We start from the raw sequence: 23,342 nt of genomic DNA on the forward strand, positions 1-23,342 counted from the left end.
GTGGCCATGGCTCACGTATCCGCGGCGGAGCGCCGCCCCCAGCTGATCAAGGCGGCCATCGACCTCATGACCAGGGAGGGCGTCGCCGCCGGCAGTACCCGTGCCATCGCCGCGGAACTCGGCGTGGCTCAGGCCACGGTGCACTACACCTTCGGCACCAAGGAGGACCTCTACCGCGCCGTCATGGAGCAGCTCACTCAGGAGCTGCTCGCTCAGGTCAAGCGTGGGGCGCCCCCGCACGACGGTTTCGAGGAGACGCTCGTCGCCCTGGCCGGCGCGCTGTGGCGCACCGTGCGTGAGAGGCCGACCAGCCACCAACTGCTCACCGAGCTGTCCATGTTCGCGCTCCGCACGCCCAGCCTCCAGGCGGCTCTCCACAGCCACTATCGCGAGGTGGCGGCTGCGACCACGGAGCTGATCTCCGAGGCCGCCGAGCGTGCCGGCCATCAGCTCGCCCAGCCGGCCGAGACCATCGCCCGGTTCTTCCTCGCCGGGTTCGACGGGCTCACCATGCAGCATCTCTCGCTGCCCGACGAGAAGGCGGAGCAGGACGGCCTGCAAGCCCTGGTCTCGACGGTCATGGCCATGGCGAGTGGCCGACTGGAGCTGGTGCCGGTGCCGGTGCCGGTGACCTGAATCCCCGGCGCGGACGCGACCCCGTCAAGGCGCCGCAGTTGTTGGCCACGACCTCCAAGCCGGTAGCGCCCTGCTCCAGCAGAGCCCGGCTCTGAACCGACGGTGTCTAACTCATCGCGTCCGAGATGGACTTGACGCCGCCGTGCGCCGTGAGGCCGCCGTCGACCGGGATGTCGGCGCCGGTGATGAAGGAGGACTCGTCGGACAGCAGGAAGATGACCAGCGGGGCGACCTCCTCCAGGGTGCCGGTGCGGCCGAGCGGGGTCTCGCGGATGTTCGCCTCGCGGAAGGCGGGCGCGGCGGAGGCGGTCATCTCGGTTTCGATGAAGCCGGGGTGGATCGTGTTGACGCGGATGCCGCGCGGGCCGAGTTCGGTGGCGGCGGCTTTCGACAGGCCGCGCAGCGCCCACTTGCTCGTCGTGTAGGCGACCGGGTAGTGGCCGGTGAGCGCGGCGGTGGAGCCGACGTTGACGATGGACGAGCCGGGCGGCATCAGCGGCGCCAGGTGCTGGATGGCAAGGAGCGGGCCGGTGACGTTGACGGCGTGGACGCGGGCGACGTCGTCCGGGGTCACCTCGCCGAGGCGGGCGCGCCAGGTGATGCCCGCGTTGTTGACCAGGCCGTCCACCTGACCGTACGACTCCCGCAGTTCGGCGGCGAGTTGTGCCCACTGTGCCTCGTCGGTGACGTCGAGGAGCCGGCAACCGGGAGCCTGGGCCACGTCGGTGGCGATGACGCGGGCTCCCTCACGGGCCAGGGCCTCGGCCTCGGCGGCGCCCTGGCCGCGCGCGGCGCCGGTGACGACGACGACCTTGTCCAGGAGTCTCCCGGTGTGCAGGTCGCTCATGGGCGCTCCCGGGTGCGGCGGCGGGCGGTGGGCACAGGCACCGGATTCTCGCCCGGGACCACGGTGTTGGAGACGGTGCCGATGCCCTCCACGGTGAGCGTGACGGTGTCGCCCGGCTTCAGCGGCGGTGGGGACTGCTCGCCCCGGAGACCCCACAGCTCGGCGAGGCAACCGCCGTTGCCGCAGGTGCCCGAGCCGAGCACGTCGCCGGGGCGGACGGCGGTGCCGCGGGAGGCGTAGGCGACCATCTCCTCGAAGGTCCAGCTCATGTTGGACAGCAGGTCCTTGCCGACGACCTCGCCGTTCACCGAGGCGGTCAGCGCCAGGCGCAGAAAGCCGTCGGCGTCGCGGTACGGCTCCAGCTCGTCGGCGGTGACCAGGTACGGCCCCAGCGTGGCGGCTGTGTCCTTGCCCTTGCACGGGCCGAGACGGACCTGCATCTCACGGGACTGGAGGTCGCGCGCTGACCAGTCGTTGAAGACCGTGTAGCCGATGATGCGGTCCTGGGCCTGCTCGGGAGTCAGGTCCCGCCCCTCCCGGCCGATGACGGCGGCGACCTCCAGCTCGAAGTCGAGGACGGCGCTGCCCGGCGGCACCGGGACGTCGTCGTGGGCGCCGATGACCGCGTACGGGTTGGTGAAGTAGAACGTCGGCGCGTCGTACCAGGCCTCGGGCACCCCGCCGACGCCGTCCACGGACCGCCGTACCCCTTCGACGTGTTCCTCGAAGGTGACGAAGTCCCGCACGGTGGGCGGCTGGAGCGGAGGAAGGAGCCGCACCTCGGACACCTGCGGGCCCGGGGGGACGTCGAGGGCGGCGGTGCCGACGTCCAGGAGTGCGTCGAGTCCGGCGCCGGAACCGATCAGCTCCATGAGCGAGCGCGCGCCGGGAACCGGGAGGAGAGTGCCGTCCTCCTCCACGACGGCGACCCGGCGCTGGTCTCGGTGTTCATAGGTGGCGAAACGCATGCACGGCTCCAGGCTCCGACGATCGTGGAAAGCGATGAGGGCCGGGGACGCGGCGTGGGAGTCAGGGCAGTTGACAGGGCCACCGCGTCCCCCGGGGTCGAAGGGATCAGACCGGCGGGGCGACGAACACGCCGCGGTCGACGTCGTTGAAGGACTCCTTGGCGACCAGTTCGTTCATGGGGTTGGCGGTGCCCCACTGGTCGGTGACCTCGGGCTTCGAGAAGTCGTAGACGTGCGGGTGCCAGGTGTCCTCGTCCAGCACCTCCAACTCCGTCGTGTACTCCACCGTGTTGCCGTGCGGGTCGAGGAAGTACGTGAAGGTGTTGTCGCCCGCCACGTGTCGGCCGGGGCCCCAGATCTTCTGGACGCCGGCCCGCATCACCCGGCCGGACCCGCGCATGTACTCGTCCAGGCCGCGCATCTCGAAGGAGACGTGGTGCAGGGAGGTGTGCGGGCCCTTGGCGATGGCCATGGAGTGGTGCTGGTTGCTGATCCGCATGAAGTGCATGACATCGCCGACGTACGGCGAACTGAGCGTGTCGGAGTGGCGGAAGCCGAGGTGCCGCTCGTACCACTCACGGGTCCTGTCCAGGTCCGGCGAGTTCAGCACGACGTGCGACAGCTTGACCGGGATGGACTCCTTCTCCTCGATCCTGCGGTGCTGTCGTACGTCCACGTCGGCCAAGACCTCGATGGTGCGGCCGTCAATGTCGAAGAAGCGGAAGCCGTAGCCGCCTCCGGGCGTGTCCACCTTGCCCGGCTGGGAGATCAACTGGACCCCGCCTGCGAGCAGTCGCCCGGCGAGGGTGTCCACGTCCTCGGCGGAGCCGGCACCGTAGGAGACCAGGTCGAGGCGCTTCTCCTCGGCCTTGCGCAGCCGTACGACGTACTGCTCCGGGCTGCCCTCGGCGGCGAGGAAGGCGATACCGGAGTCCTCGACCACCTTGGTCAGGCCCCAGACACCGGAGTAGAAGTCGAGTTGCTTGTCGTAGTCGGGTACGGCGAGGTCGACGTGCCGCAGATGCGTCAGCAGGTATGTGCTCATAGTGGGGGGGTCCTTCTCTGTGAGGTTCAGGTCAGGCCGAGCAGGGCCGCCGCGTTCCCGCCGCGCACGGCGTGGAAGTCGGCGTCGGGAAGGCGTGCGGCGCGCAGTGCGCCGACGGGGTCCTCGGTGCCCATGTCGAAGGGGAAGTCGGAGCCGAGCAGTACGCGGTCCGCGCCGGCCGCGCCGACCAGTGCCCGCAGGACGTGCGGGTCGTGGACCAGGGAGTCGAAGTACAGGCGCTTGAGGTAGCTGCTGGGCAGGTGGGCGCAGTCCGCGCCCGCGTCGGAGCGGGCGGACCAGGCATGGTCGGAGCGGCCGATGTGGGTGGGCAGATAGCCGCCGCCGTGCGCGGCGATCAGCTTCAGCTCCGGGTGCCGGTCGAGTACCCCGGAGAAGATCAGATGGGAGAGAGCGACGGCGTTCTCGGTGGGCTGGCCGACGGTGTTGGACAGGTACCACTGGTCCAGGCGCTCGTCGAGCGTGCAGCCGAAGGGGTGCAGGAAGAGGATCGCGCCGGTCGCGGCGGCCCGCGCCCAGAAAGGCTCGTACGCCGGGTCGGACAACTCCCGTCCCGGGGCGTGGCTGGAGATCTCGACGCCCAACAGCCCGTGTTCCAGGGCCTGGTCGAGGGCGTGCACGGCCTGCTGCGGATGCTGGAGAGGAACCAGTCCGAGCCCTCGCAGCCGGTCGGGCGCCTCGGCGCAGTGCGCGGCCGTCGCCTCGGCCGCGAGCCGGCAGACCTTCTCGGCCGTCTCCTCGTCCGCCCAGTAGTGGTAGTGCGACGGCGAGGGGCTGACCAACTGCACGTCCACGCCCTGCGCGTCCATCGCGGCCAGCCGCAGGCGCACGTCGGTGGCCCTGGGGAGGACGGTGCGGACCATGGGGCCGCTGACCGCCAGGGACGCGGGGCCATTACGGCGGGCATCCAGCTCCCTGGCCTCGGCCAGTCCGGGAAGCCCGGCCACGAAGGCCTCGACCTCGGGGATCAGGATGTGCGCGTGTACGTCGACGGTCGGGGAAGGCAGCGCGTCGCCGTTCGGGGCAGAGGGGCGGCCGGGCCGGGGGTCTGCCCCGGCGGCGCGCACCGGAGGACGGTCCGTCACGGCAGCTCCCTGAGGGTGGTCATCGTGGCGTCGATCAGGCCGGGAACGTCACCCTGCACCCCGTCGAGCTGCCACTGCCCGATCTGCACGGACGCTTCGACGACCGTCCGGACCCGGTCGATCCGCCGCTCGTAGTAGCGCGTGAACAGCTCCGTGTCCCAGGTCGACCCGTCGGCCAGTAGCAGGCTCAGCACCGAGGCGTCCTCCAGGGCCATCGCCGCGCCCTGGGCCATCGTGGGCGGGCAGCAGTGCGCGGCGTCGCCGACGAGTACGACCCTCCCCCGGTGCCAGGCCCCCTCCACCAGCATCCGGTCGAAGCAGGTGTAGTTCACCTGGGCCGGGTCGGTGATCGACTCCCGGATCTCGTCCCAGGGACCGCCGTACCCCTCGGCGAGGCGGCGCATCTCCCGCGCGTACGACTCGGGCGGGATGGTGGCGCGGTCGCGGCCGGCCTCGACCAGATAGGCGTAGACCGTGTCCTGGCTGGTGGGCGTGTAGCCGGCGATGTAGCAGGGCCCGCCGTGGGAGAGGTCGCTGCGCTCCACGCCGGCCGGGCGGGGTGCCGGGACACGCCAGATCGACATGCCGGTCGGCTCGGGCTTGGCGTCGATGCCGATGGCGGCGCGGGTCGCGGAGTTCAGGCCGTCGGCGGCCACGACGAGCTCGTAGCGGTCCTCGGTGCCGTCGCTGAGGCGGACGGTCACCGCTTGGTCGTCCTGGGTGAGGATCTCGGCGGTGGTGCCGAGGCGGACGGTGGCCCCGGACGCCCGGACGGCGTCGGCGAGGATGCGCTGGAGCACCGGGCGCTGCATGCCCAGGGTGGCGGGCAGGTCGTCTCCGCCGGTTCGCAGGACGTCGCCGACGTGGAGCACGGTGCCGTCCGGGGTCGTCAGGCCCAGGGAGTCGAAGGCGAAGCCGTGCTCGCGGACCTCGTCCCATACGCCGATCTCGCGCAGCACGCGCAGGGCATTGCCCTGCAGGGTGATGCCGGAGCCGCGTACGTTCCAGTCCGGCCTTGCCTCGACGAGGTCGACGTCGATGCCCGCCCGGCGCAGCAGCACGGTCATGGCGTTGCCGGAGGTGCCCCCTCCGACGACCAGGACTCTCCTTCTCCGCGTCGTAGATTCCATGGCCAACTCCTTTGTTGGGCGGGTCACTTGACGGCGACCGGGTTGACAGGGGAGCCGACGGCTCCGGTGATGGGCAGGGGTGCGGCGGTGAGCCAGAACTCGTACACGCCGTCGGCCGCGCAGTCGTCGGCGAGGGGGTCGGGGTCCCACATCTCGCCGATCAGCAGGCCGATGTGGGGGATGGCGACCTGGTGCAGCGGCTGGAAGGCGGCGTCGAACTCGTTCGGCCGCACCTCGAAGCCCCAGGTGTCGGTGGCGATGGCGGCGATCTCGCTCGCGTGCAGCCAGCCGGCGGTGGTGAAGGACAGCCCGGGCGAGTCGCCGCCCGCGTAGTCGCCCCAGCCCTCGCGGCGGGCGCGCGCCAGCCGCCCGGTCCGGACGACGACGAGATCACCGCGTCCTACCGCCACGCCGTGCGCCTGAGCCGTCTCGGCCAGGTGTTCCTCGGTGATCGCGAATCCGTCCGGCAGTTCTCCGCGTTCGTCGCCGATCACCCGGCCGACGTCGAGGAGGACGCCGCGTCCCGCGACGTACGGCGCCATGTGCTCGATGCCGGTGACGAGGTCGCCTTCGGAGGTGACCGTGGTCGCGGCGTCGCGGCCGTTCCACGCCTTGCCGTGGTCGAAGATGTGGCCGAGCCCGTCCCACTGGGTGGAGCACTGCAGCGGCATCGCGATCACGTCGTCGGCGCCGCCGATGCCGTGCGGGAAGCCCTGGTTGCCGAGGGCGGCGTCGGTGCCGGTGTCCAGCATGGTGTGCACCGGGTTGGTGCGGCGCCGCCAGCCCTTCTGCGGGCCGTTCATGTCGAACCGCTGCGACAGCGAGAAGCTCACGCCCCGCCGGACCAGTGCCGCGCCTTCGCGGCGCTTGGCCTCGTCGAGGAAGTTCAGCGTGCCGAGCACGTCGTCCGGGCCCCAACGCCCCCAGTTGGAGTACGCCTTGGCGGCCTCGGCGATCGCGCTCTCGGGGTCGTGGGGGGGCAGAACGCCTGGGGCGTGACGCGTCGCGGCGCCTCGGTCGTGACGGTTCACAGCGCCTCCGCCACACAGCGCGTGCGCTGCGCACCGAGCCCGGTGACGGAGCCCTCCATCACGTCGCCGTCGCGCAGCAACCGGCTCCAGTGGATGCCGTTTCCGGCCGGGCTGCCCGTCAAGACCAGGTCGCCGGGCAGGAGTTGGGAGGTCTGCGAGATGTACGACACCAGCCGCGCGACTCCGAACAGCATGTCCTTGGTGGACTCGTCCTGCATGGTGTCGCCGTTGAGTTTGAGGGTCACCCTCAGATCACCCGGATCGGCGATCGACCCGGCCGGCACGATCCACGGCCCGAGCGGGGTGAAACCGGGCGCGTTCTTGCAGCGCAGCCAGTCGGTGCCGATGGCCTTCATGTCCTGCCGGAAGACCGTGGCCCGGTCGGTGAGGTCGTTGGCGATCGTGTACCCGGCGACGTGATCCAGCGCGTCCTCGACGGGCACCCGCTGGGCGGGCCTGCCGATGACGACGGCCAACTCCAGCTCCCAGTCCGGTTGTTCGGCCCAGGACGGGAGCACTACGTCGTCGTAGGGGCCGGTGATCGCGCTCGGCAGCCCGATGAACACGTACGGCAGGTCCTCGGCGGCCCGGCGGTCCATGACCGCGGCGATCTCCGCTCGCGACTCCTCGGCCGTGCGCGGGTCGTCGGGCGAGCGGTGGGCGACCTCCAGGTCGATCACGTGCTGCCGGTAGTTGGCCCCGGACTGGAAGACCTGGCGGGGCTCAACGGGGGCCTGTACGCGCAGGCCCTCCAGGGGGCGCCAGGCGGCCGTGGTGTCGGCCGCGAGTTCGTGCAGGCGAGGCAGCAGTACGTCCCAGCGTTCGAGGATCTGCCGGGTCGTCAGGGCGGGCTCCGCGAGGGCCGCGCGCAGATCCAGCACGCGTCCCGCGGGAATCACGAGAGCGGGGAAGGACGCCTGGTCCGGGGCGGCGAGGGAGCCGAGGGCGAAGGGTCCGGAGAAAGACGTGGAAGCGGCTGCGGGTTTCACGGGAATGTCCTCCAGATTGCGGTGGGACCAATCTGGGGCCTCACCCATTAATCTGGGAAATAGATTCTTAGGATGTTGATCATCCGCCTGGCAGATGTCGCTGTCGGCGACCCAGCTCTGGAGGCGTCGTGTCCCTCTCCGGCCTCGATCTCAACCTCGTCCTGTCCCTGCGGGCCCTGCTGGAGGAACGCAACGTCACCCGCGCCGGGCAACGCGTCGGGCTGAGCCAGCCGGCCATGAGCGCCGCGCTCGCCCGCCTGCGCCGCCACTTCGACGACGACCTGATCTCACGCGCCGGCAAACAGTACGAACTGACCGCCCTCGGCCGCGCCCTGCTGGACCGCACCGCGACCGCGTGCGACCTGCTGGAACGAGTCTTCACCAGCAGGGCCGACTTCGCTCCCGGCAGCGAGGAGCACGAGTTCACCCTGCTCACCTCCGACTACGCGCTCAGCGTCTTCGGCGCCGAGCTCGCCCAGCGGGTGCACGCCGAGGCCCCGGGCGTACGGCTGCGCTTCCAGCGGACGCCCGGCGACGTCACGGAGGACACCGAAACGCTGCTCAGCACGGCCGACGGACTGTTCATGCCGCACGGTGTCATCAGCGGATTCCCCGCTGTGGAGCTGTTCGCGGACCGCTGGGTCTTCCTCGTCGCCGAGACCAACGACGAGGTCGGCGACCGGCTGACCATGGACGACCTGGCACGCTTGCCCTGGGTCGCCTACCAGCGCACCTACGACGCCCCGGCCGCCCGGCAGTTGAGCATGCTCGGCATCGAACCGCAGGTCGAGGTGTCCGTCGACAGCTTCCAGGCGCTGCCGTTCCTGGTCGCCGGAACCCGGCGGATCGCCCTGGTGCAACAGCGTCTGGCGGAGCTGCTGAGCGGGGTGGCCGCCGTACGCCGTATGGAAGCGCCGTACGGGGCGGTCCCTCTCCAGGAGGCGCTGTGGTGGCATCCGGTGCACACCCACGACGCGGCCCACATCTGGCTGCGCGAGACCGCGGCCCGGGTGGGAGCGGAACTGGCGCCGTCCGAACCCCGGCCTCCCGCCGCCGTCCCGTCGAGCTAGCGGCGACGCCTGCAGCCCCTCCATCCAGGCTCTGGATGATCCGCATCTTCGATATCGATCGGATGAGGGCTAGGCATGACCTGTTCCTTGGCCCATAGTCGTCTCAGCCCGGCGCAGGAGCCGCCCCCTCACACTCCGCCGGGTCCGCGCAGGCGCCCGGCGAGCCCATCCGCCGCGACGCCCGGCAGCCATCGGCACCCCGCTCCGAGGCCGCCACGGGTGCCGGACGGTCCGTGCACAACGGCCGCACCAGCCCGATCCCCTCCCGAGACGCCACGTGGAGTTCCCGCATGCCTGCACCCGTGTCCCCGCTCCCCTCCCCGCCGTCCGACGCGGCCGCGGACGCCCCGCCCGAGCAGATCGTGTCCGGCCCCGGCCACCGGCTTCGTCTGACGCTCCTGATGGCCGGTGCCTGTCTGCCCATCCTGGGCGCCGTGCTCATCGCCCCCGTGCTGCCGCAGATGCAGGACCACTTCGCCGACGTGCCGGGCGCGGACGCGCTCGTCCCCATGGCGCTGACCATCCCCGCCCTGTCGCTGGCGCTGCTGGCCCCCTTCGCCGGCGTCCTCGTCGACCGGCTCGGCCGCAAACGTCTGCTGGTCGTCGCGACCGTGGTGTACGCGATCCTCGGCACCGCTCCCCTGTGGCTGGACTCCCTCGTCGCCATCGTCGCCAGCCGTGCACTCGTCGGCGTCGCGGAAGCCGCGATCATGACCTGCTGCACCACACTGCTCGGCGACTACTACTCCGGCCGGCAACGCGACCGCTACCTCGCGATGCAGACGATGTGCGCCGCGATCTCCGCGACGGCCTTCTTCGTCCTGGGCGGCGCGGCCGGATCCGCCGGCTGGCGCATGCCGTTCTGGGCCTACGCCGTGAGCCTGCTGCTCGCGCCCGCCATGGCCGCCTTCCTGCCCCGGCCCCGACCGCACGGCCTCGCGGACGCCCCCTTCCCCAGCACCCCGGAGCCGGTCGCCGCACGGCCCTTCCCCTGGCGTCCGCTGGCAGGCACCTGCGCGCTGACCGTCTTCGGCGCCGTCCTCTTCTACACCGTCCAGGTGGAGATGGCCTATCTCCTGGACGACATGGGCGTGAGCAACACCGCGGTCATCGGGCTGGCCAGCGCCGGTTCCAGCGCCGCGATCGTGATCGGCGCCGTCGTCTTCACCCGGTCCGGCCGCAGCCCGCGGGACTGGCTGTCCATCGCCTTCGCCCTGTGCACCCTCGGCTTCGCGGTGATCTGGCTCGCTCCCGATCCCGTCGTGCTGACCGTCGGTGCCGTGATCAACTGCCTGGGCGGCGGCATCATGCTGCCAAGCCTGCTCACCCTCGCCATGTCCCTGCTCGACTTCGAGGACCGCGGCCGCGGCACCGGCCTGTGGACCGGCTCCTTCTTCCTCGGCCAGTTCATCTGCCCGCTCGTGGTCCTCGCCCTCGCCTCCGCCCTCGGCACCCGGGCCGACGCCCTGGGCGTACTCGCCCTCGCCGGAGCCGCAGCCACCGCCGCACTCGGTCTCGCCGCCCGGCGACGCCGTACGCAATCCGCCCCGGAACCGGTGCGGCAGTTGGCGGGCTGAGCCGAGGCGGCGCCGGAGCAAGGCGAAGACCACGCGCCTGTCGGGATCGGCGTCGCGGACGTCTCCGTGACGCCGATCGCCCGCGGTCCGAGTGCCCCACCCGTCCCACCGTCCCATGGGAGAGACATGCTGAACCTGATGGCGGCGATCCGCCGCAAGCCGGGCATGACGCACCAGGCGTTCCTGCGCTACCTCCACGAGGTGCACGGAGCGCTGGCCGCCGCGAACCCGCTTCAGATCCGGCGCTACATACAGAACCACGTGTTCGACGCGTCCTTCGGCAGCGCGGAAGACCCGGCGTACCTCGCCGAGTTCGGCCGGGACTCCGTCACCGAGCTGCAGTTCGACAGCATGGAGGCGCTGGCCGCCACGATGTCCGACCCGTACTCGCGCGAGGTCGTCGGCCCCGACGGCGCCCACTTCAACGACCTGCCCAGCGCCCTGGCCCTGCTGACCCGCCCCGCGGTGCTCATGCCCCCGCCGACGTCGGCCGGGGAAGCGGGCCGCGTGAAGGTACTGCACTTCCTCCACGTGTCGGAAGGGCTGCTCCCGAACGACTTCACCGGGCGGTGGCGGGCCGCCCATGAGGAGGTCATCACCGAAGGGGCGCCCCATGCGAAGGCGTTGCGCGGATGCGTCCAGCACGGGCAGACCCCCGGGGCCGAGAAAGCGCTGAGCCACTTCGGCGGCGGAGGCGAGCCCGCGTACGCGGGAGTCGGCGCCCTGTACTTCGACTCCCCGGACGAGGCTCTGACCCACTTCCCTTCCTACGAGCGTTCGCTGCGGGAATGCTCCGCACAGGCCGGCGGCTTCTACGACCCGTCCCGCTCGTTCGTCCTCTACAGCCGCGAGGTGACCGTCTTCTGCGCCGACGGCCGTTCCGCGGGCCACCGGCCGGCCGGCTTGCGGTAGGGCTTACCCGAGGCGTGACACGCCTGGTAGCACGATGGCTCATGGCGGAGTCGCGCTGGGAAGATCCACGTGACCGAACACCGCCACGCCGCACTCGGGGGACCTCCCATGCGCAGCTCTCGTCTCGTTGTCACTTCTCTGGTCGGGGTTCTCCTCTCCGGTCTCGCCGTCTCGGCACCGGCCGCGGCCTCAGCCGCGCACGCCGCGCCGGCGCTGCCTGTGCCATCGAACCCGGCGAAGGGCCAGACACTCAGGCTGCCCGCACCACGCGGCCACCACGCCACCGGCGAGTCGGCGTTCCGGCTCGTCGACGACAAGCGCTCGGATCCGTGGGTGCCGGGCCGGTCTCCCCGCGAGCTGATGATCAGCGTCTTCTACCCGGCAGTGCACACGGGCGGTCGCCCGTTCACGCACCAGTTTCCGAAGGCGGTGGCCGCGGCGGTCGGTCCGGCGGTCGAGCAGAACAACGAGCTGCCCGCCGGTCTGGTGAACTGGGCCGCGACCAGGACGCACTCCGTACGGGACGCCGCGCCGGCGCCCGGCCGCTTCCCCGTCGTCCTGTACTCCCCCGGCGCCGGTGACTCACGGGACTGGAACGTGTCGCTGGCCGAGGACCTCGCGTCGCGCGGCTTCGTGGTGGTCACGGTCGACCACACCGGGGAGGCGCCGGCGGTTCAGTTCCCGGACGGCCACGTGACCGGGAACGGGCCGATGCTGACGGCCTGGGCCGAGGCGTTCCAGAACGGCACCACACTGGCGTTCTTCACGAAGCTGATGGCCGCGCGCACGGCCGACACCGAGCTCGTACTGGACCGGCTGTCGAGCCTGCCGCCCCGGCTGACCCGTGTGATGAACCTGCGCCGGGTGGGCATGTTCGGGCAATCCGGCGGTGGGTTCACGGCGGCGAGCACGATGTACGGCGATCCGCGGATCAAGGCCGGTATCAACATGGACGGCACCTTGGAGTACAACTCCGAACCCTCCGGCACCAACCTGAGCGAGGTCGCCCTGCACGGGTTGGACCAGCCGTTCCTGCTGATGGGCAACAGCTCTGCGGCCGACGGGAGCGACGTGCGCCGCGAGCCGTCCTGGGCTTCGTTCTGGAGTCACCAGCGCGGCTGGAAGGCCGACGTCACGCTGAACGACTGCGTGCACGCGTCCTTCACCGACGCCAAGGCACTGCTGCCGCAGCTGGCCGGCCGGGTACCGGACGCGACGCTGGCCGCGGCGGTCGGGACTGTCGACTCCCACCGGGCGGTGGCCGCGAACCGGGCACTGGTGGCCTCGTTCTTCGACCGCTTCCTGAAGGACCGCGACGACCACCTGCTGGACGGCGGTGCGTCGCCGTACCCGATCACGTTCGTACGCTAGGTGATTGATCTCGAGCGTTGTACGGCATGCAGCACTGAAAGTCGTGGTCGGCCGCGCCTCCCGTCAGTCGGGTTCATGGGTCATGAGTCCCACTGGTCGCAGTACTCGATGTGCATCTCGCGCGCGTTGCCGAGAACGCCGTCGTTCGAGTGGAGTTCGGTGCAGAAGTGCGGATAGCTCGGGTGGACCGGGACGTATCCAGGACCGTTTCGGGCGACATCGAAGAAGTGCCGGGCGGTGTCCCTGAACAGCTTCGCGCTGCCGGTCATGAACAGGGTCTCGGCGCGGAGATGCTGGTGAAACAGGTCCCGGTTCTCCCGGTAGTGCCGTGCCTCGTGATCCGCCACGGCTTCGTCGGTGTGCCCTGGACCGGGCAGCGTGACGGTCCGCGGATGCCCCGGGCCGAGCCGTCCTCGTACTTCCTTCCAGTGCGAGGGGGCGAACTGGAGCGAGTGGTGCAGCAGCACGAGATCAAGCTGCCGTGTGCCGTCTTCCGGCAGCTCGCGGGAGGGCCCACGGTTCCCCCGTATCGGCAGGTGGACCAGCGAGCGTGGTGACGAGGCAGCGAGCTTCCACAGCCCGCCGATTCGCTGGGCGGCCTCCTGGTCGAGGTAGGTGTCCAGGTGCCGGTCGTGATCGATGAGCACTGCGTGGACCAAGGGCCGGGCGGGTCGGATGACCTTGAACTCCGTGGCTCCGAGCCTTGCTTCGTGGATGGTGATGGGGAGCTTCATTTGTTCTCCGGGACAGGGTGGCTGACATCAGCGGGGCGAAACGGGGCGGCGACGAGAGGCGTCGGCAGAGGCAGTTGGCAAGCTTGCGGCTGTAGATGTCACTCCCGTCCCTCCGCCACGGCCGCTCGATGTCGCCGCGGTTTTTCCTCAATTGGCACGGCTGGCACGCACTGCGACCCGGCTGCACCCCGGCCCGGGGCGCCGAAATCGTACGACAGCTCGATGGGCGGGCCGCTGCTGTGGCGGATGTGCGGCTGGAATGGCGGATCCGTGCTGCCTGGCGAGGCGGGGACTGACCCGGCTACCTGCCCGGGCTGTGCCTGCTCCGCCCGGAACCGATGATCCTGCGACGGATCCCGAAACCTCCACCGCGGCTCGGTTGATCCACCAGACTTGCTCCTGTTTCCCCACGGAGAAGGGACAGCAGGCATGGCGAACAGCGCACTTCTGGTGATGGACGTCCAACGGGACGTCGTGGCCATCGCCGATGACGGTTCCGGATATCTGCCGCGCTTGCGCCGGGCGATCGACGGCGCGCGGGCCGCAGGTATCACCGTGATCTACGTGGTGCTCGGGTTACGGCCGGGCGATCCAGAAGTCAGCCCCCGAAACAAGGTGATGACAAACGCCGTTCGGGCCGGCCTGTTCACCGAGGGTGCCCCTGGTACCGAGATCCATGACGATGTCGCTCCCCGGCAGGGCGACGTCGTGGTCACCAAGAGGCGGGGCAGCGCGTTCTCGGGCAGCGACCTCGACCTGGTGCTCAGAGCTCGCAATATCGACAGCCTTGTTCTCACCGGCATCGCCACCAGCGCTGTGGTGCTGTCCACCCTGTGGCACGCCATCGACCTGGACTTCGGCCTCACCGTCCTGGCGGATGCCTGCCTCGACACCGACCCCGAGGTGCACCGGATGCTCACCGAGAAGCTGTTCCCGCAGTGGGCGGATGTGGTCGACGTCGAGGGCTGGATCAAAGCCATCGCATCGCGATAGAGGCCGGCCCGTCCCTCGCCCGCGTCGCCAGCGCCAGCGCCAGCGGCCCGATGGTGCGGTGCGCTCACTCGTCCGTGTGCCGTGGCTGCCGCCCTTGTGTTCGTCGAGCGATCAGTACCTCGATACCGTCCAGGATCCGGGTCAGGCCGAAGTCCACGTCGTCGTCGCCGATGTCGTCGTCGTATTCGTTGTTCGTCATCATGGACGCCAGAATGGGATATCCGTGCTCGTGCAGAAGCGGTTGAAGGAACCGTGCCACGGCGGCGGACTGAACCGGCGCCGCACTGCTGTTGCGCACGTCGCGGCGGGCACTGGCGATGCGCCGCGCGTAGCCGTCGAGCAGGAGCGCACACCCTAGCGATTCGGCAGTGCTCAGCCCGGCGCCGGTGAGCGCTTCCAGCAGGACCTCTGTCCAGCGCAGCAGGTTCGGGGTCGCGGGCGCCCCGCGGATGGGCAGGTCGGGCAGCCATGGATGAGCTTCGCATCGCTCGATCATTGCCCTGGTCCAGGTGGCGGCCGCGGCTCGCCACTGGTCCGTACCGGTTTCCAGGTCCGGCGCCGGGCCCCACGCGGTCTCCGCGACGAGCACCAGCAGTTCGTCCCGCGAGCTGACGTACCGGTAGATCGCGTTGGCGGTGAGCCCCACCCGCTTGGCGATGTTCGGCATGGACAGAGCCGCGAAGCCGTCCGCGTCAGCCAGTGCGACTGCCGCTTCGACGATTCCCTCAACGCTCTGCGAGGGCTTCCGGCCCAGTCGCCCCGTCTTGACGGGCAGTCCCCATGCCAGGGCGAGGCCGGGCGGGAGCTGCTCATCGTCACTTGTCGGCATCGGTCATCTCCATGTCAGCCCAGGGGCATTGACTTCGTGCGCCCCTCACACTTTATATTAGTGTGACCCACACACGAACTACTGAGGATGCGAATGTCTGTGAATCCACTGGGCCAGGAACCCTCACCCACGACACGCAGGTCGCAGATCACGGTGCGGCCGCGCTTACGGACCCTGCTGACCGCTCTGCTCTGCGGCGCCATGATCAGCGGCGCAGCCGGATCGTCGGACGCGGCGCATCGCACCGACGGCGGCCAAGGCCGTCCTGCCACCGTGGTCAGGACGGACGCCGGCCTGGTCGAAGGCGGCCTCGGCACGGGCACCCGGATGTTCCAGGGCATCCCTTACGCCGCTCCGCCGGTCGGGCACCTGCGCTGGGCGTCGCCCCAGCCGGCCGCGTCCTGGGCAGGCGTACGGTCCGCCACCGAACCCGGCAACCGGTGTGCACAGGCAGCAGGGCTCATCGACCAGGCGAGCAGCACCGAGGACTGCCTCTACCTGAACGTCACCACGCCTGTGCGCAGCAGTGCCCGCGATCTGCCGGTGATGGTGTGGATCCACGGCAACGGCTTCATCAACGGCGCCGGGAGCCTCTACGACGCACAACGCCTGGCCCGTACGGGCAACGTGATCGTGGTCAGCTTCAACTACCGGCTCGGCGTCTTCGGATTCCTCGGCCATCCCGCGCTCGACCACGGTCCGGCCAAGCACCTGTCGGGCAACTTCGGCCTGGAGGACCAGCAGGCCGCGTTGCGGTGGGTGCAGCGCAACGCGGCGGCATTCGGCGGCGACCCGGCGAACGTCACGCTCTTCGGCGAGTCGGCCGGCGGTACCAGCGTCTGCGCACATCTCGTGGCGCCGGGGTCAGCGGGCCTCTTCCACAAGGCGATCCTGCAAAGCGCCCAGTGCACGGGACGCACATGGTCACCGGGTCCGGCGACCTGGTTCCCGCTGCCGCGCGCGGAGCGCGAGCGGCACGGGCTTGACGTGGCGGCCAAGGTCGGCTGCTCCGACCGTCGGACAGCAGCGGCCTGTCTGCGCGCCGAACCCGTGGAGGAACTCGTCAAATGGTCCGACTACGGACTCGGGTCCGGACCGACGGTCGGCGGTGGCGGTGGCGGTGGCGGTGGCGGCGTACTGCCCGTGAGTCCGGAACGGGCGTTCGCCACCGGTCACTTCCGCCGGGTCCCCATCATCCAGGGAACGACCCGGGACGAACATCGCCTGTTCACCGCGGCCGTCGAAGCCGTGACCGGCGAGACGACGACCGACGCCGGCTACCGGCAGGAGATCCAGACACTTTTCGCGCCCGCCGACGCGGCCCGCGTCCTGGCCCGCTACCCCGCCGACCGCTTCCGATCCCCGGGTGAGGCGCTGTCCACCGTCGTCACCGACTGGGCCTGGGGTTGCACGGTCCTCGACCGGGACCGGACCCTGGACCGACACGTGCCGACCTACGCCTACGAGTTCGACGACGACGAAGCTCCCTGGTTCAGCACCCTCAAGAAACCCAATTTCCCCACGGGGGCGTTCCACGGCAGCGAACTGCAGTACCTCTTCGACGACGAGCAGCTCCCCGGCCCGGCCACACCCGCTCAGCACCGACTCGCGGAGACGATGGTGCGTTACTGGGCCCGGTTCGCGTACACGGGCGACCCGAACGGCCACGGCGCGGCGCCCTGGCCCCGATTCGGAACCGGCCGGCACGTCCAGTCGCTGCAACCGGGCAAGACGGAACCGGCTGATCTCGCCCAGGAACACGACTGCGGTTTTTGGAAGACCATCGGCAGCTGACGGCCGCTACGGCGGCTGTCCTCGGTGGGCGGCGGATGGGTTTGCGACAGCTCCCTCTCAGCGAACTTGAAGTCGTCCTCGCACGTCATGGCTCTCATCTGGGGTGATGCCTGCTAGCTTCGCGAGCTGATCCGAGGACCCGTATGCCTTCGGCATGGCGGGGCCGTGACTGCGAGGCGAGGGTGATGGCGTGAGGGAAGACGTGGAGAGGCCGGCCGGGGCTGCGCTCAAGCGCCGGAGTTTCCTGGCCACTACAGCCGTGGCCGCCGGTGCGCCGGTTATCGCGGCGGCCGCACCGGCGTCGGCCACTGCGGGCCCCCACAGCGGACCACCTGAGCCGCCGCCGCTCGGTTGCGTGGCGCGACTGATGGCCGTCCCCGAGACCGGTCGCGGCGTCGACTGGCTCCGGTCGGCGCTTCAGGTCGCTGTGGAGCTGGAACTGTCCACCATCCCGCCGTACCTGTGCGGCTGGTGGTCCATCAAGGACCGCGGCTCGCAGGCCGCGCGACTGATCCGGCGCATCATCGACGACGAGATGTACCACCTGGGCGTGGTGTGCAACCTGCTCGTGGCCGTGGGCGGGCAGCCCCGGATCAGGGCGGCGGCGCCCAACTATCCCGGCCCGCTGCCCGGCGGCGTACGCGACGGCGTGACCGTGTACCTGTCGGGTCTCACCAAGTCCCTGGTGCACATGATGATGTCCATCGAGGCACCCGAGGAACCGCTCGCCCTCAGCGACAGTGCCACACATTCCGTCGGCGACTTCTACGGCGCCATGCTCGACGGTTTTCGGACCGTGGCCCCGCAGTTGTCGGCCCGCGGACAGCTGACCGCGCGCATCGGCTCCGACGATCTGCACCCGGTCGAGACCCTCCTCGACGTAGAGCGCTCCATCGACATCATCAGGGAGCAGGGCGAGGGCACGAGCAGTTCCCCGGCCGACTCCTTCACCAACGACCACCCGGCCCACTACTACGCCTTCGCCGAGATCTACCACGGACGGGAACTGCGCCAGACCGCCGATGGCTGGACGTTCACCGGAGCGCCCGTTCCCTTCCCGCACGCACGGCCCATGGCCCGGGTCCCGGCCGGCGGCTGGCCCCGGCCGTCGGCGCCGGTGCAGCGGCTCCTGGACAGGTTCGACAACACCTACACCACCGTGCTGAACTCCCTCGACGCGGCCTGGGCCGACGGCGGCCCCCGCGCCCTGGGCGCGGCCATCCACGCCATGCGTGCCCTGGAGGAGCCCGCGGTGCGGCTCATGGAGACCAAGATCCCCGGGACCCGGAGCACGTACGGCCCCCAGTTCCACCCGCGGTCCTAACAGTGCTTCGTTAGGTGTAGGCGTTTGTTCTCACTACGGCGGCGGACCACGTGGTCCGTCTACAAGCCCCGCTACGCGGCGTTCGAGTACATGCTCGACCAGCTCGGCGCCTCCCCCGAGGACTGGCCTGGGTGAACATCACCCCGGCCATCCGCGAGGCCTGGCCCGATGATCCGCACAGGGCGCCCCGCTGGGTCCACGCGTCCTCCGTGGGCGTGGACGTCCGCGGGGTCTACCCTCGATCGAACGAGTCTCGCCGGGTGTGGCCTCCCAGACACCCGTTTTGATCGTTTCCCCGCGAGCGGTGTCCTGGTCCCAGGTCTTGTCTTCAGGAGCGACATGCTCTGCCTTTCGTGGATGTGACAACGACGGATCAGGAGCGGACGTACCAGGGGCCACCGGTCCAATCGAAGTCGTTGGTGTGCTGACCGTCCTCCGTTGCCATGGGCGTCGTGACGACATGCCGATCACCGAAGGCGACCTGATCGGCAGCCTCGGCAAGCCCCGGATTCCGCTCCACCCCGCGCAGAGACACATGTGATCTGTCCGTTGAGAGCACGACCCCAAGGCCCCTCTTCAGGCTGGACCTGTCCCACTCGCACGCACTCTTGGGCCTGCGGTGCAGATGCGCGCGCGTCCCGTGCCGAGGCTGCCCGCCCCGACACTGAGAGGGGTAAGTCAGTAGGGTGAGCGCACCAAAGCGAGGGAGGATCGGTGAGAGCGGCGCGCACCCTGGCCACACTCGACGAGGCCGGCACCGGTGATCACGTCTGTCAGCTGATGGGGCCGGCGGACGACCTCATGGACCGCAGCCGGGCCTTCGTGGCGGACGGGGCCCTGTTCGGCGACAAGGTGATGATCGTCGGCCCGGCCATGGAGACGGCCGGCCAGTTCGCCCAGACCGTGCTCGACCCGGCCCGGCTCGACGGCCCCCTGATCACCGCGGTGCGCCGCGAAGCGGAGGCCGCCGGAAGGGAGGGGTACCGGTCGTTGCGCGTGCTGCACCACGTGACCCCCGGCGTCTGGCCCGAGGGCCCTGAGGAGCTGCTGCGCAGTGAGCTGGACCTGGAGGAGTTCGCCGCCGACAGCGGCGCCCTGGTGGTCTGCGCCTACCGCGGTGCCGAGTGGGGCGCTTCTGCACTGGAGGAAATCAGGTGTGTGCACCCCCACCACCTGGGCAGCCGTCCGGCATCGCCCGCATTCCAGGTGTACCGGACAGGAAAGGAAGGCTGGACGGTGAACGGGGTCATCGACGCCGAAGGCGCCGACGCTTTCGGTGCGGTCCTGTGCACGCTGCTCGCACAGAGCGCGACCGTGCGCCTGCTCTGCCACGCCCTGGAATTCTTCGACGCGGCCGCGATGGGCACTCTGGCCGACGCCTCCCGGCACCTTCCCGATCGCAAAGTCGTCCTGGAAGGCACGAACGACACGGTCCGGCTGGCATGGGAACTGTCCGGCTTCGCCGTCCCCTCGATTCCGGTGGTGATGGCGTCGTGACCCTCCCTTCGCATTCCGACACTCCCACGTCGGCACAGGCCGGGTACCGGCACGAGCTGTACCCGTACGCGGGCCGCGACGAGTTCCTGCAGGGCACCGTCGGCTTCATCCAGGAAGCCCTTGACGACGGTGAGGCGGTCGTGGTGGCCGTCCCCGAGGACAAGGCGTCCCTGCTGCGCTCCGAGGTGCCCGAAGACGGCACCGTCCGCTACGTCGACACCAGCGCCGTGGCGCACCACCCGGGCCGGCTCATCGGAGCCTGGCAGGACTGGATCAAGGAGCATGCCGCAGGGGGCCGGCCCGTGCGCGGAATCGGCGAGTCCCCCTGGGACGAGGTACGCAGCCCGGCGCAGGCGGAACAGCTGCGCTATCACGAGTGGCTGCTGAACAAGGCCTTCGCCGACGGCCCCGCCTGGTGGCTGCTGTGCCCCTACGACACCGCCGGTGACAACGCCGGCCTGGAGCAGCTGAGCCGCTGCCACCCCCAGATCCGCTCGGGCGGGCGCAGCACACCGTGCAAGGACTACGACCCGCAGGCTCCGTTCGACTTCGTTCAGCTGAGCCACCCGTGCGACCCCTACGAGGAATTCATCTACGCCAGCGGCGACCTGCCCGCCCTGCGGGAGAAGATCTCGGCCTGCGCCGAACAGCTCGGGCTCGCCGACCGCCGGCTGCGCGAGCTGCACCTGGCCGCCACCGAGATCGCCACCAACAGCATCCGCCACGGTGGCGGACACGGCACGCTGCGCACCTGGAGCGAGGACCAGCGGCTCGTGTGCGAGTTCCGCGACGCCGGCTACATCGCAAACCCCCTGGCGGGACGGCACAGGCCGACCAGCACCCAGGCCGGCGGCCGGGGCCTGTGGCTCGCCCACCAACTCTGCGACCTCGTCGAAATCCGCTCCACCCCCGACACCGGCACCACGATCCGCCTCCACACCAGCCTCACCGGCTGACCAGGGCAGGTTCACCAAGGCAGGTTCCCGGATCGGTCGATGAACTGTCCCGTCGGCCCGTCCGGGCCGATCGTCGCCAGGGTCACGACGGACTCGGCGCCGTCGGCGACGCTGTGTCCGAGGCCGCCGGTGAAGTCGGTCGCGGTCTGCCCGGGGTCCACGGCCCAGCGCGGGCATCCCGTGCACGGGCGCGCATCGACCTCACCCACGTCCTCAACTTCCGCGCGACGGCGTACGCCGCGATCGCGTACTGCCCGAGGGCGGCCGGGACGGAGTCCTGATCGGATCAAACTGCGGCGTAGCCCCCAAGGTCGGGGGGCAGGTCCTGGGCGGCGCCCATGGTCGGCCACACCACCCAGGTCCGGCTGCTCCCCCAGAGGCGTCGACGGGAGGCATTGTCAGTGGTGCCCGTCAGGATGGCGGCATGACGACACCCGTTGCGCAGATCGTGGATGCCGCTGCCTACGCCCAGGCGGTCGAGGACGCGGTCCAGGCCGCCACCGCCTACTACGAGGGCGGCACCTCTCCCCTGGATGACGACGCCTACGACCGGCTGGTGCGCGGCCTCGCCGTATGGGAGGCCGCACATCCGGACCAGGTGCTGCCGCACTCCCCCACGGGCAAGGTCGCCGGCGGCGCGGTCGAGGGCGATGTGCCGCACACGGTGGCGATGCTGAGTCTGGACAACGTGTTCTCGCCGGAGGAGTTCACGGCCTGGACCGACTCGCTGGCCCGCAGGGTGGGCCACGACCTCGCCCGGTTCAGTGTCGAGCCGAAGCTCGACGGGCTCGCCGTCGCGGCCCGATACACCCGCGGCCGGCTGACGCGGCTGATCACCCGCGGCGACGGACTCGCCGGGGAGGACGTCTCGCACGCGATCGGCACCCTCGAAGGGCTGCCGGAGAAGCTGGACCAGCCGGTCACCGTGGAGGTGCGCGGCGAAGTCCTCATGACGACGGCCCAGTTCGAGCACGCCAACGAGGTGCGCACCGCGCACGGCGGGCAGCCCTTCGCCAATCCGCGCGGCGCGTCCGCGGGCACGCTGCGGGCCAAGGACCGCGCGTACACGGTGGCGATGACGTTCTTCGGCTATGGCCTGCTGCCCCTGGCCGACACCGGCGCCGAGCTCGCCGAGCGGCTGCACGGACTCGCGCACAGCGAGCTGATGGTCCTGGCCGCACGACTGGGGGTGCACACTCCTGCCGCCACCGCGGTCCCCGGGATCGTCGCCACGTCCGTGGAGGAGGTCTTGGAAAGGGTGCGGGAGATCGCCGCGCTACGCGCCGAGCTGCCCTTCGGGATCGACGGCATCGTCATCAAGGCCGACCTGGCCGCCGACCAGCAGGCCGCGGGATCCGGATCGCGTGCGCCCCGCTGGGCGATCGCCTACAAGCTTCCCGCCGTGGAGAAGATCACCCGCCTGGTCGAGGTGGAGTGGAACGTGGGGCGCACCGGGATCATCGCGCCTCGCGGCGTCCTGGAGCCGGTGGAGATCGGGGGCGCCACCATCACCTACGCCACCTTGCACAACCCGGCCGACATCACCCGCCGCGACCTGCGCCTGGGCGACCATGTCATGGTCCATCGCGCCGGCGACGTCATCCCGCGCATCGAGGCACCGGTCGCCCACCTGCGCACCGGCGACGAGCAGCCGATCGTGTTCCCCGAGGTGTGCCCCCGGTGCGGCTCCGCCATCGACACCAGCCAGGAGCGCTGGCGGTGCGAGCAGGGCCGTAACTGCCATCTGGTCGCCTCCCTGTCCTACGCCGCCGGCCGCGACCAGCTCGACATCGAGGGCCTGGGCGCCACCCGCATCGTGCAGCTCGTCGAGGCCGGCCTGGTGGCCGATCTCGCCGACCTTTTCACCCTCACCCGCGACCAACTCCTGGCGCTGGAGCGGATGGGCGCGACCAGCACCGACAATCTGCTCGCAGCGATCACCGCGGCCAAGGACCGTCCGCTGTCGCGGGTGCTGTGCGCGCTCGGGGTCCGCGGCACCGGCCGTTCCATGTCCCGCCGCATCGCCCGCCATTTCGCCACCATGGACAACGTCCGCTCCGCCGACGCCGAAACGATGCAGCAGGTCGAGGGCATCGGCCCCGAGAAGGCCCCTTCGATCGTCGCCGAACTCACCGAACTCGCCCCGCTCATCGACAAACTCACGGCGGCAGGGGTGAACATGACCGAACCCGGCGCGACCCCGCCGCCGCCCGCGGCGGGCGACACCGACGCCGCTGCCGCTGCCGCTGCCGGCGGCACGGATGCGGCGGCCGGGCCGCTGGCCGGGATGACGGTTGTGGTCACCGGCGCGATGACCGGCGCACTGGAGAAACTCAGCCGCAACCAGATGAACGAACTGATCGAACGCGCCGGCGGCCGCTCCTCCTCCAGCGTCTCCAAGAAGACCACCCTGGTCGTGGCCGGGGAGGGCGCGGGATCCAAGCGGGCCAAGGCCGAAGACCTCGGCATCCGCCTGGCCACCCCGGAGGAATTCGCCGCCCTGGTCGCCGACTTCACGAACTGACCAGTACGACGG

21 protein-coding genes are annotated in these 23,342 nt (G+C 70.5%); 11 read left to right on the forward strand and 10 right to left on the reverse strand.

The genetic code is table 11. From position 1 onward, the window contains the following. Positions 1-6: 6 nt before the first annotated feature. Positions 7-636, forward strand: a complete 630-nt coding sequence (locus H293_RS0124040; RefSeq protein ID WP_020120394.1) for a TetR/AcrR family transcriptional regulator — start codon at positions 7-9, stop codon at positions 634-636. A 106-nt stretch (positions 637-742) separates the two neighbouring features. Here H293_RS0124040 and H293_RS0124045 read toward each other — a convergent pair whose 3' ends face one another. The 7 genes from H293_RS0124045 to H293_RS0124075 all read right to left on the reverse strand — a co-directional run bounded on the left by H293_RS0124045 (position 743) and on the right by H293_RS0124075 (position 7,749). Further along, on the reverse strand, positions 743-1,483 hold the full coding sequence (locus H293_RS0124045) for an SDR family NAD(P)-dependent oxidoreductase (protein WP_020120395.1): 741 nt from the start codon (positions 1,481-1,483) through the stop codon (positions 743-745). Beyond that, complete coding sequence (locus tag H293_RS0124050) at positions 1,480-2,451, reverse strand: fumarylacetoacetate hydrolase family protein (RefSeq protein WP_020120396.1); 972 nt, start codon at positions 2,449-2,451, stop codon at positions 1,480-1,482. The genes H293_RS0124045 and H293_RS0124050 overlap by 4 nt, the downstream gene beginning before the upstream one ends. Before the next feature lie 106 nt (positions 2,452-2,557). Then, complete coding sequence (locus tag H293_RS0124055) at positions 2,558-3,496, reverse strand: VOC family protein (RefSeq protein ID WP_020120397.1); 939 nt, start codon at positions 3,494-3,496, stop codon at positions 2,558-2,560. Positions 3,497-3,522: 26 nt separating this feature from the next. Further along, positions 3,523-4,521: an amidohydrolase family protein gene (locus tag H293_RS0124060; RefSeq protein WP_199790193.1), complete on the reverse strand. Its 999-nt coding sequence runs from the start codon at positions 4,519-4,521 to the stop codon at positions 3,523-3,525. A 74-nt stretch (positions 4,522-4,595) separates the two neighbouring features. Then, the gene (locus tag H293_RS0124065; RefSeq protein ID WP_028808136.1) at positions 4,596-5,729 is read right to left on the reverse strand and encodes an FAD-dependent oxidoreductase; all 1,134 of its coding nucleotides are present in this window, start codon (positions 5,727-5,729) and stop codon (positions 4,596-4,598) included. 23 nt (positions 5,730-5,752) lie between these two features. After that, the gene (locus H293_RS0124070; protein WP_033415646.1) at positions 5,753-6,712 is read right to left on the reverse strand and encodes a cyclase family protein; all 960 of its coding nucleotides are present in this window, start codon (positions 6,710-6,712) and stop codon (positions 5,753-5,755) included. 44 nt (positions 6,713-6,756) lie between these two features. Then, positions 6,757-7,749: a fumarylacetoacetate hydrolase family protein gene (locus H293_RS0124075; protein ID WP_020120401.1), complete on the reverse strand. Its 993-nt coding sequence runs from the start codon at positions 7,747-7,749 to the stop codon at positions 6,757-6,759. Positions 7,750-7,877: 128 nt separating this feature from the next. On the opposite strand from H293_RS0124075, the gene H293_RS0124080 reads away from it, so the two are divergent. The 4 genes from H293_RS0124080 to H293_RS0124095 all read left to right on the forward strand — a co-directional run bounded on the left by H293_RS0124080 (position 7,878) and on the right by H293_RS0124095 (position 12,679). After that, positions 7,878-8,819: a LysR family transcriptional regulator gene (locus tag H293_RS0124080; protein WP_020120402.1), complete on the forward strand. Its 942-nt coding sequence runs from the start codon at positions 7,878-7,880 to the stop codon at positions 8,817-8,819. Positions 8,820-9,109: 290 nt separating this feature from the next. Further along, entirely contained in the window at positions 9,110-10,396 is a 1,287-nt protein-coding gene (locus H293_RS0124085) for an MFS transporter (protein WP_033415634.1), read from the forward strand. A gap of 126 nt (positions 10,397-10,522) precedes the next feature. Then, positions 10,523-11,308, forward strand: coding sequence for an EthD domain-containing protein (locus tag H293_RS0124090; RefSeq protein WP_020120404.1), 786 nt, complete (start codon positions 10,523-10,525; stop codon positions 11,306-11,308). A 108-nt stretch (positions 11,309-11,416) separates the two neighbouring features. Continuing rightward, positions 11,417-12,679 carry an alpha/beta hydrolase family protein gene (locus H293_RS0124095; RefSeq protein ID WP_020120405.1) on the forward strand — a complete coding sequence of 421 codons (1,263 nt, stop codon included), beginning with the start codon at positions 11,417-11,419 and terminating at the stop codon, positions 12,677-12,679. Between the two features lie 80 nt (positions 12,680-12,759). Here H293_RS0124095 and H293_RS0124100 read toward each other — a convergent pair whose 3' ends face one another. Continuing rightward, positions 12,760-13,413 (reverse strand): hypothetical protein, encoded by a 654-nt coding sequence (locus H293_RS0124100; protein ID WP_020120406.1) that lies wholly within the window; start codon positions 13,411-13,413, stop codon positions 12,760-12,762. 429 nt (positions 13,414-13,842) lie between these two features. Here H293_RS0124100 and H293_RS0124105 point away from each other — a divergent pair, with 429 nt between their 5' ends. Continuing rightward, the gene (locus H293_RS0124105; protein ID WP_020120407.1) at positions 13,843-14,406 is read left to right on the forward strand and encodes a cysteine hydrolase family protein; all 564 of its coding nucleotides are present in this window, start codon (positions 13,843-13,845) and stop codon (positions 14,404-14,406) included. Between the two features lie 64 nt (positions 14,407-14,470). Here the strand turns inward: H293_RS0124105 and H293_RS0124110 are convergent, their stop codons facing one another. Further along, entirely contained in the window at positions 14,471-15,235 is a 765-nt protein-coding gene (locus tag H293_RS0124110) for a TetR/AcrR family transcriptional regulator (RefSeq protein ID WP_020120408.1), read from the reverse strand. Positions 15,236-15,328: 93 nt separating this feature from the next. Between H293_RS0124110 and H293_RS0124115 the strand changes: the two genes are divergently transcribed. The 4 genes from H293_RS0124115 (at position 15,329) to H293_RS0124140 (ending at position 20,806) form a co-directional block, all read left to right on the forward strand. Next, the gene (locus tag H293_RS0124115; RefSeq protein WP_078612656.1) at positions 15,329-17,029 is read left to right on the forward strand and encodes a carboxylesterase/lipase family protein; all 1,701 of its coding nucleotides are present in this window, start codon (positions 15,329-15,331) and stop codon (positions 17,027-17,029) included. A gap of 355 nt (positions 17,030-17,384) precedes the next feature. Then, positions 17,385-18,353 carry a ferritin-like domain-containing protein gene (locus H293_RS0124120; protein ID WP_259294522.1) on the forward strand — a complete coding sequence of 323 codons (969 nt, stop codon included), beginning with the start codon at positions 17,385-17,387 and terminating at the stop codon, positions 18,351-18,353. A 714-nt stretch (positions 18,354-19,067) separates the two neighbouring features. Continuing rightward, positions 19,068-19,850: an MEDS domain-containing protein gene (locus tag H293_RS0124135; protein ID WP_020120413.1), complete on the forward strand. Its 783-nt coding sequence runs from the start codon at positions 19,068-19,070 to the stop codon at positions 19,848-19,850. After that, on the forward strand, positions 19,796-20,806 hold the full coding sequence (locus H293_RS0124140; RefSeq protein ID WP_028808141.1) for a sensor histidine kinase: 1,011 nt from the start codon (positions 19,796-19,798) through the stop codon (positions 20,804-20,806). Before H293_RS0124135 ends, H293_RS0124140 begins: the two co-directional genes overlap by 55 nt. Before the next feature lie 11 nt (positions 20,807-20,817). Here the strand turns inward: H293_RS0124140 and H293_RS57385 are convergent, their stop codons facing one another. Next, positions 20,818-21,015, reverse strand: a complete 198-nt coding sequence (locus H293_RS57385; RefSeq protein WP_259294523.1) for a Rossmann-fold NAD(P)-binding domain-containing protein — start codon at positions 21,013-21,015, stop codon at positions 20,818-20,820. A gap of 215 nt (positions 21,016-21,230) precedes the next feature. Here H293_RS57385 and ligA point away from each other — a divergent pair, with 215 nt between their 5' ends. Continuing rightward, positions 21,231-23,330, forward strand: coding sequence for an NAD-dependent DNA ligase LigA (ligA, locus tag H293_RS0124150; RefSeq protein WP_020120416.1), 2,100 nt, complete (start codon positions 21,231-21,233; stop codon positions 23,328-23,330). The last annotated feature ends 12 nt before the right edge of the window (positions 23,331-23,342 follow it).

The sequence above is a fragment of the Streptomyces canus 299MFChir4.1 genome (genome assembly GCF_000383615.1).
In the GTDB taxonomy this organism is placed as follows: Bacteria; Actinomycetota; Actinomycetes; order Streptomycetales; family Streptomycetaceae; genus Streptomyces; species Streptomyces canus_C.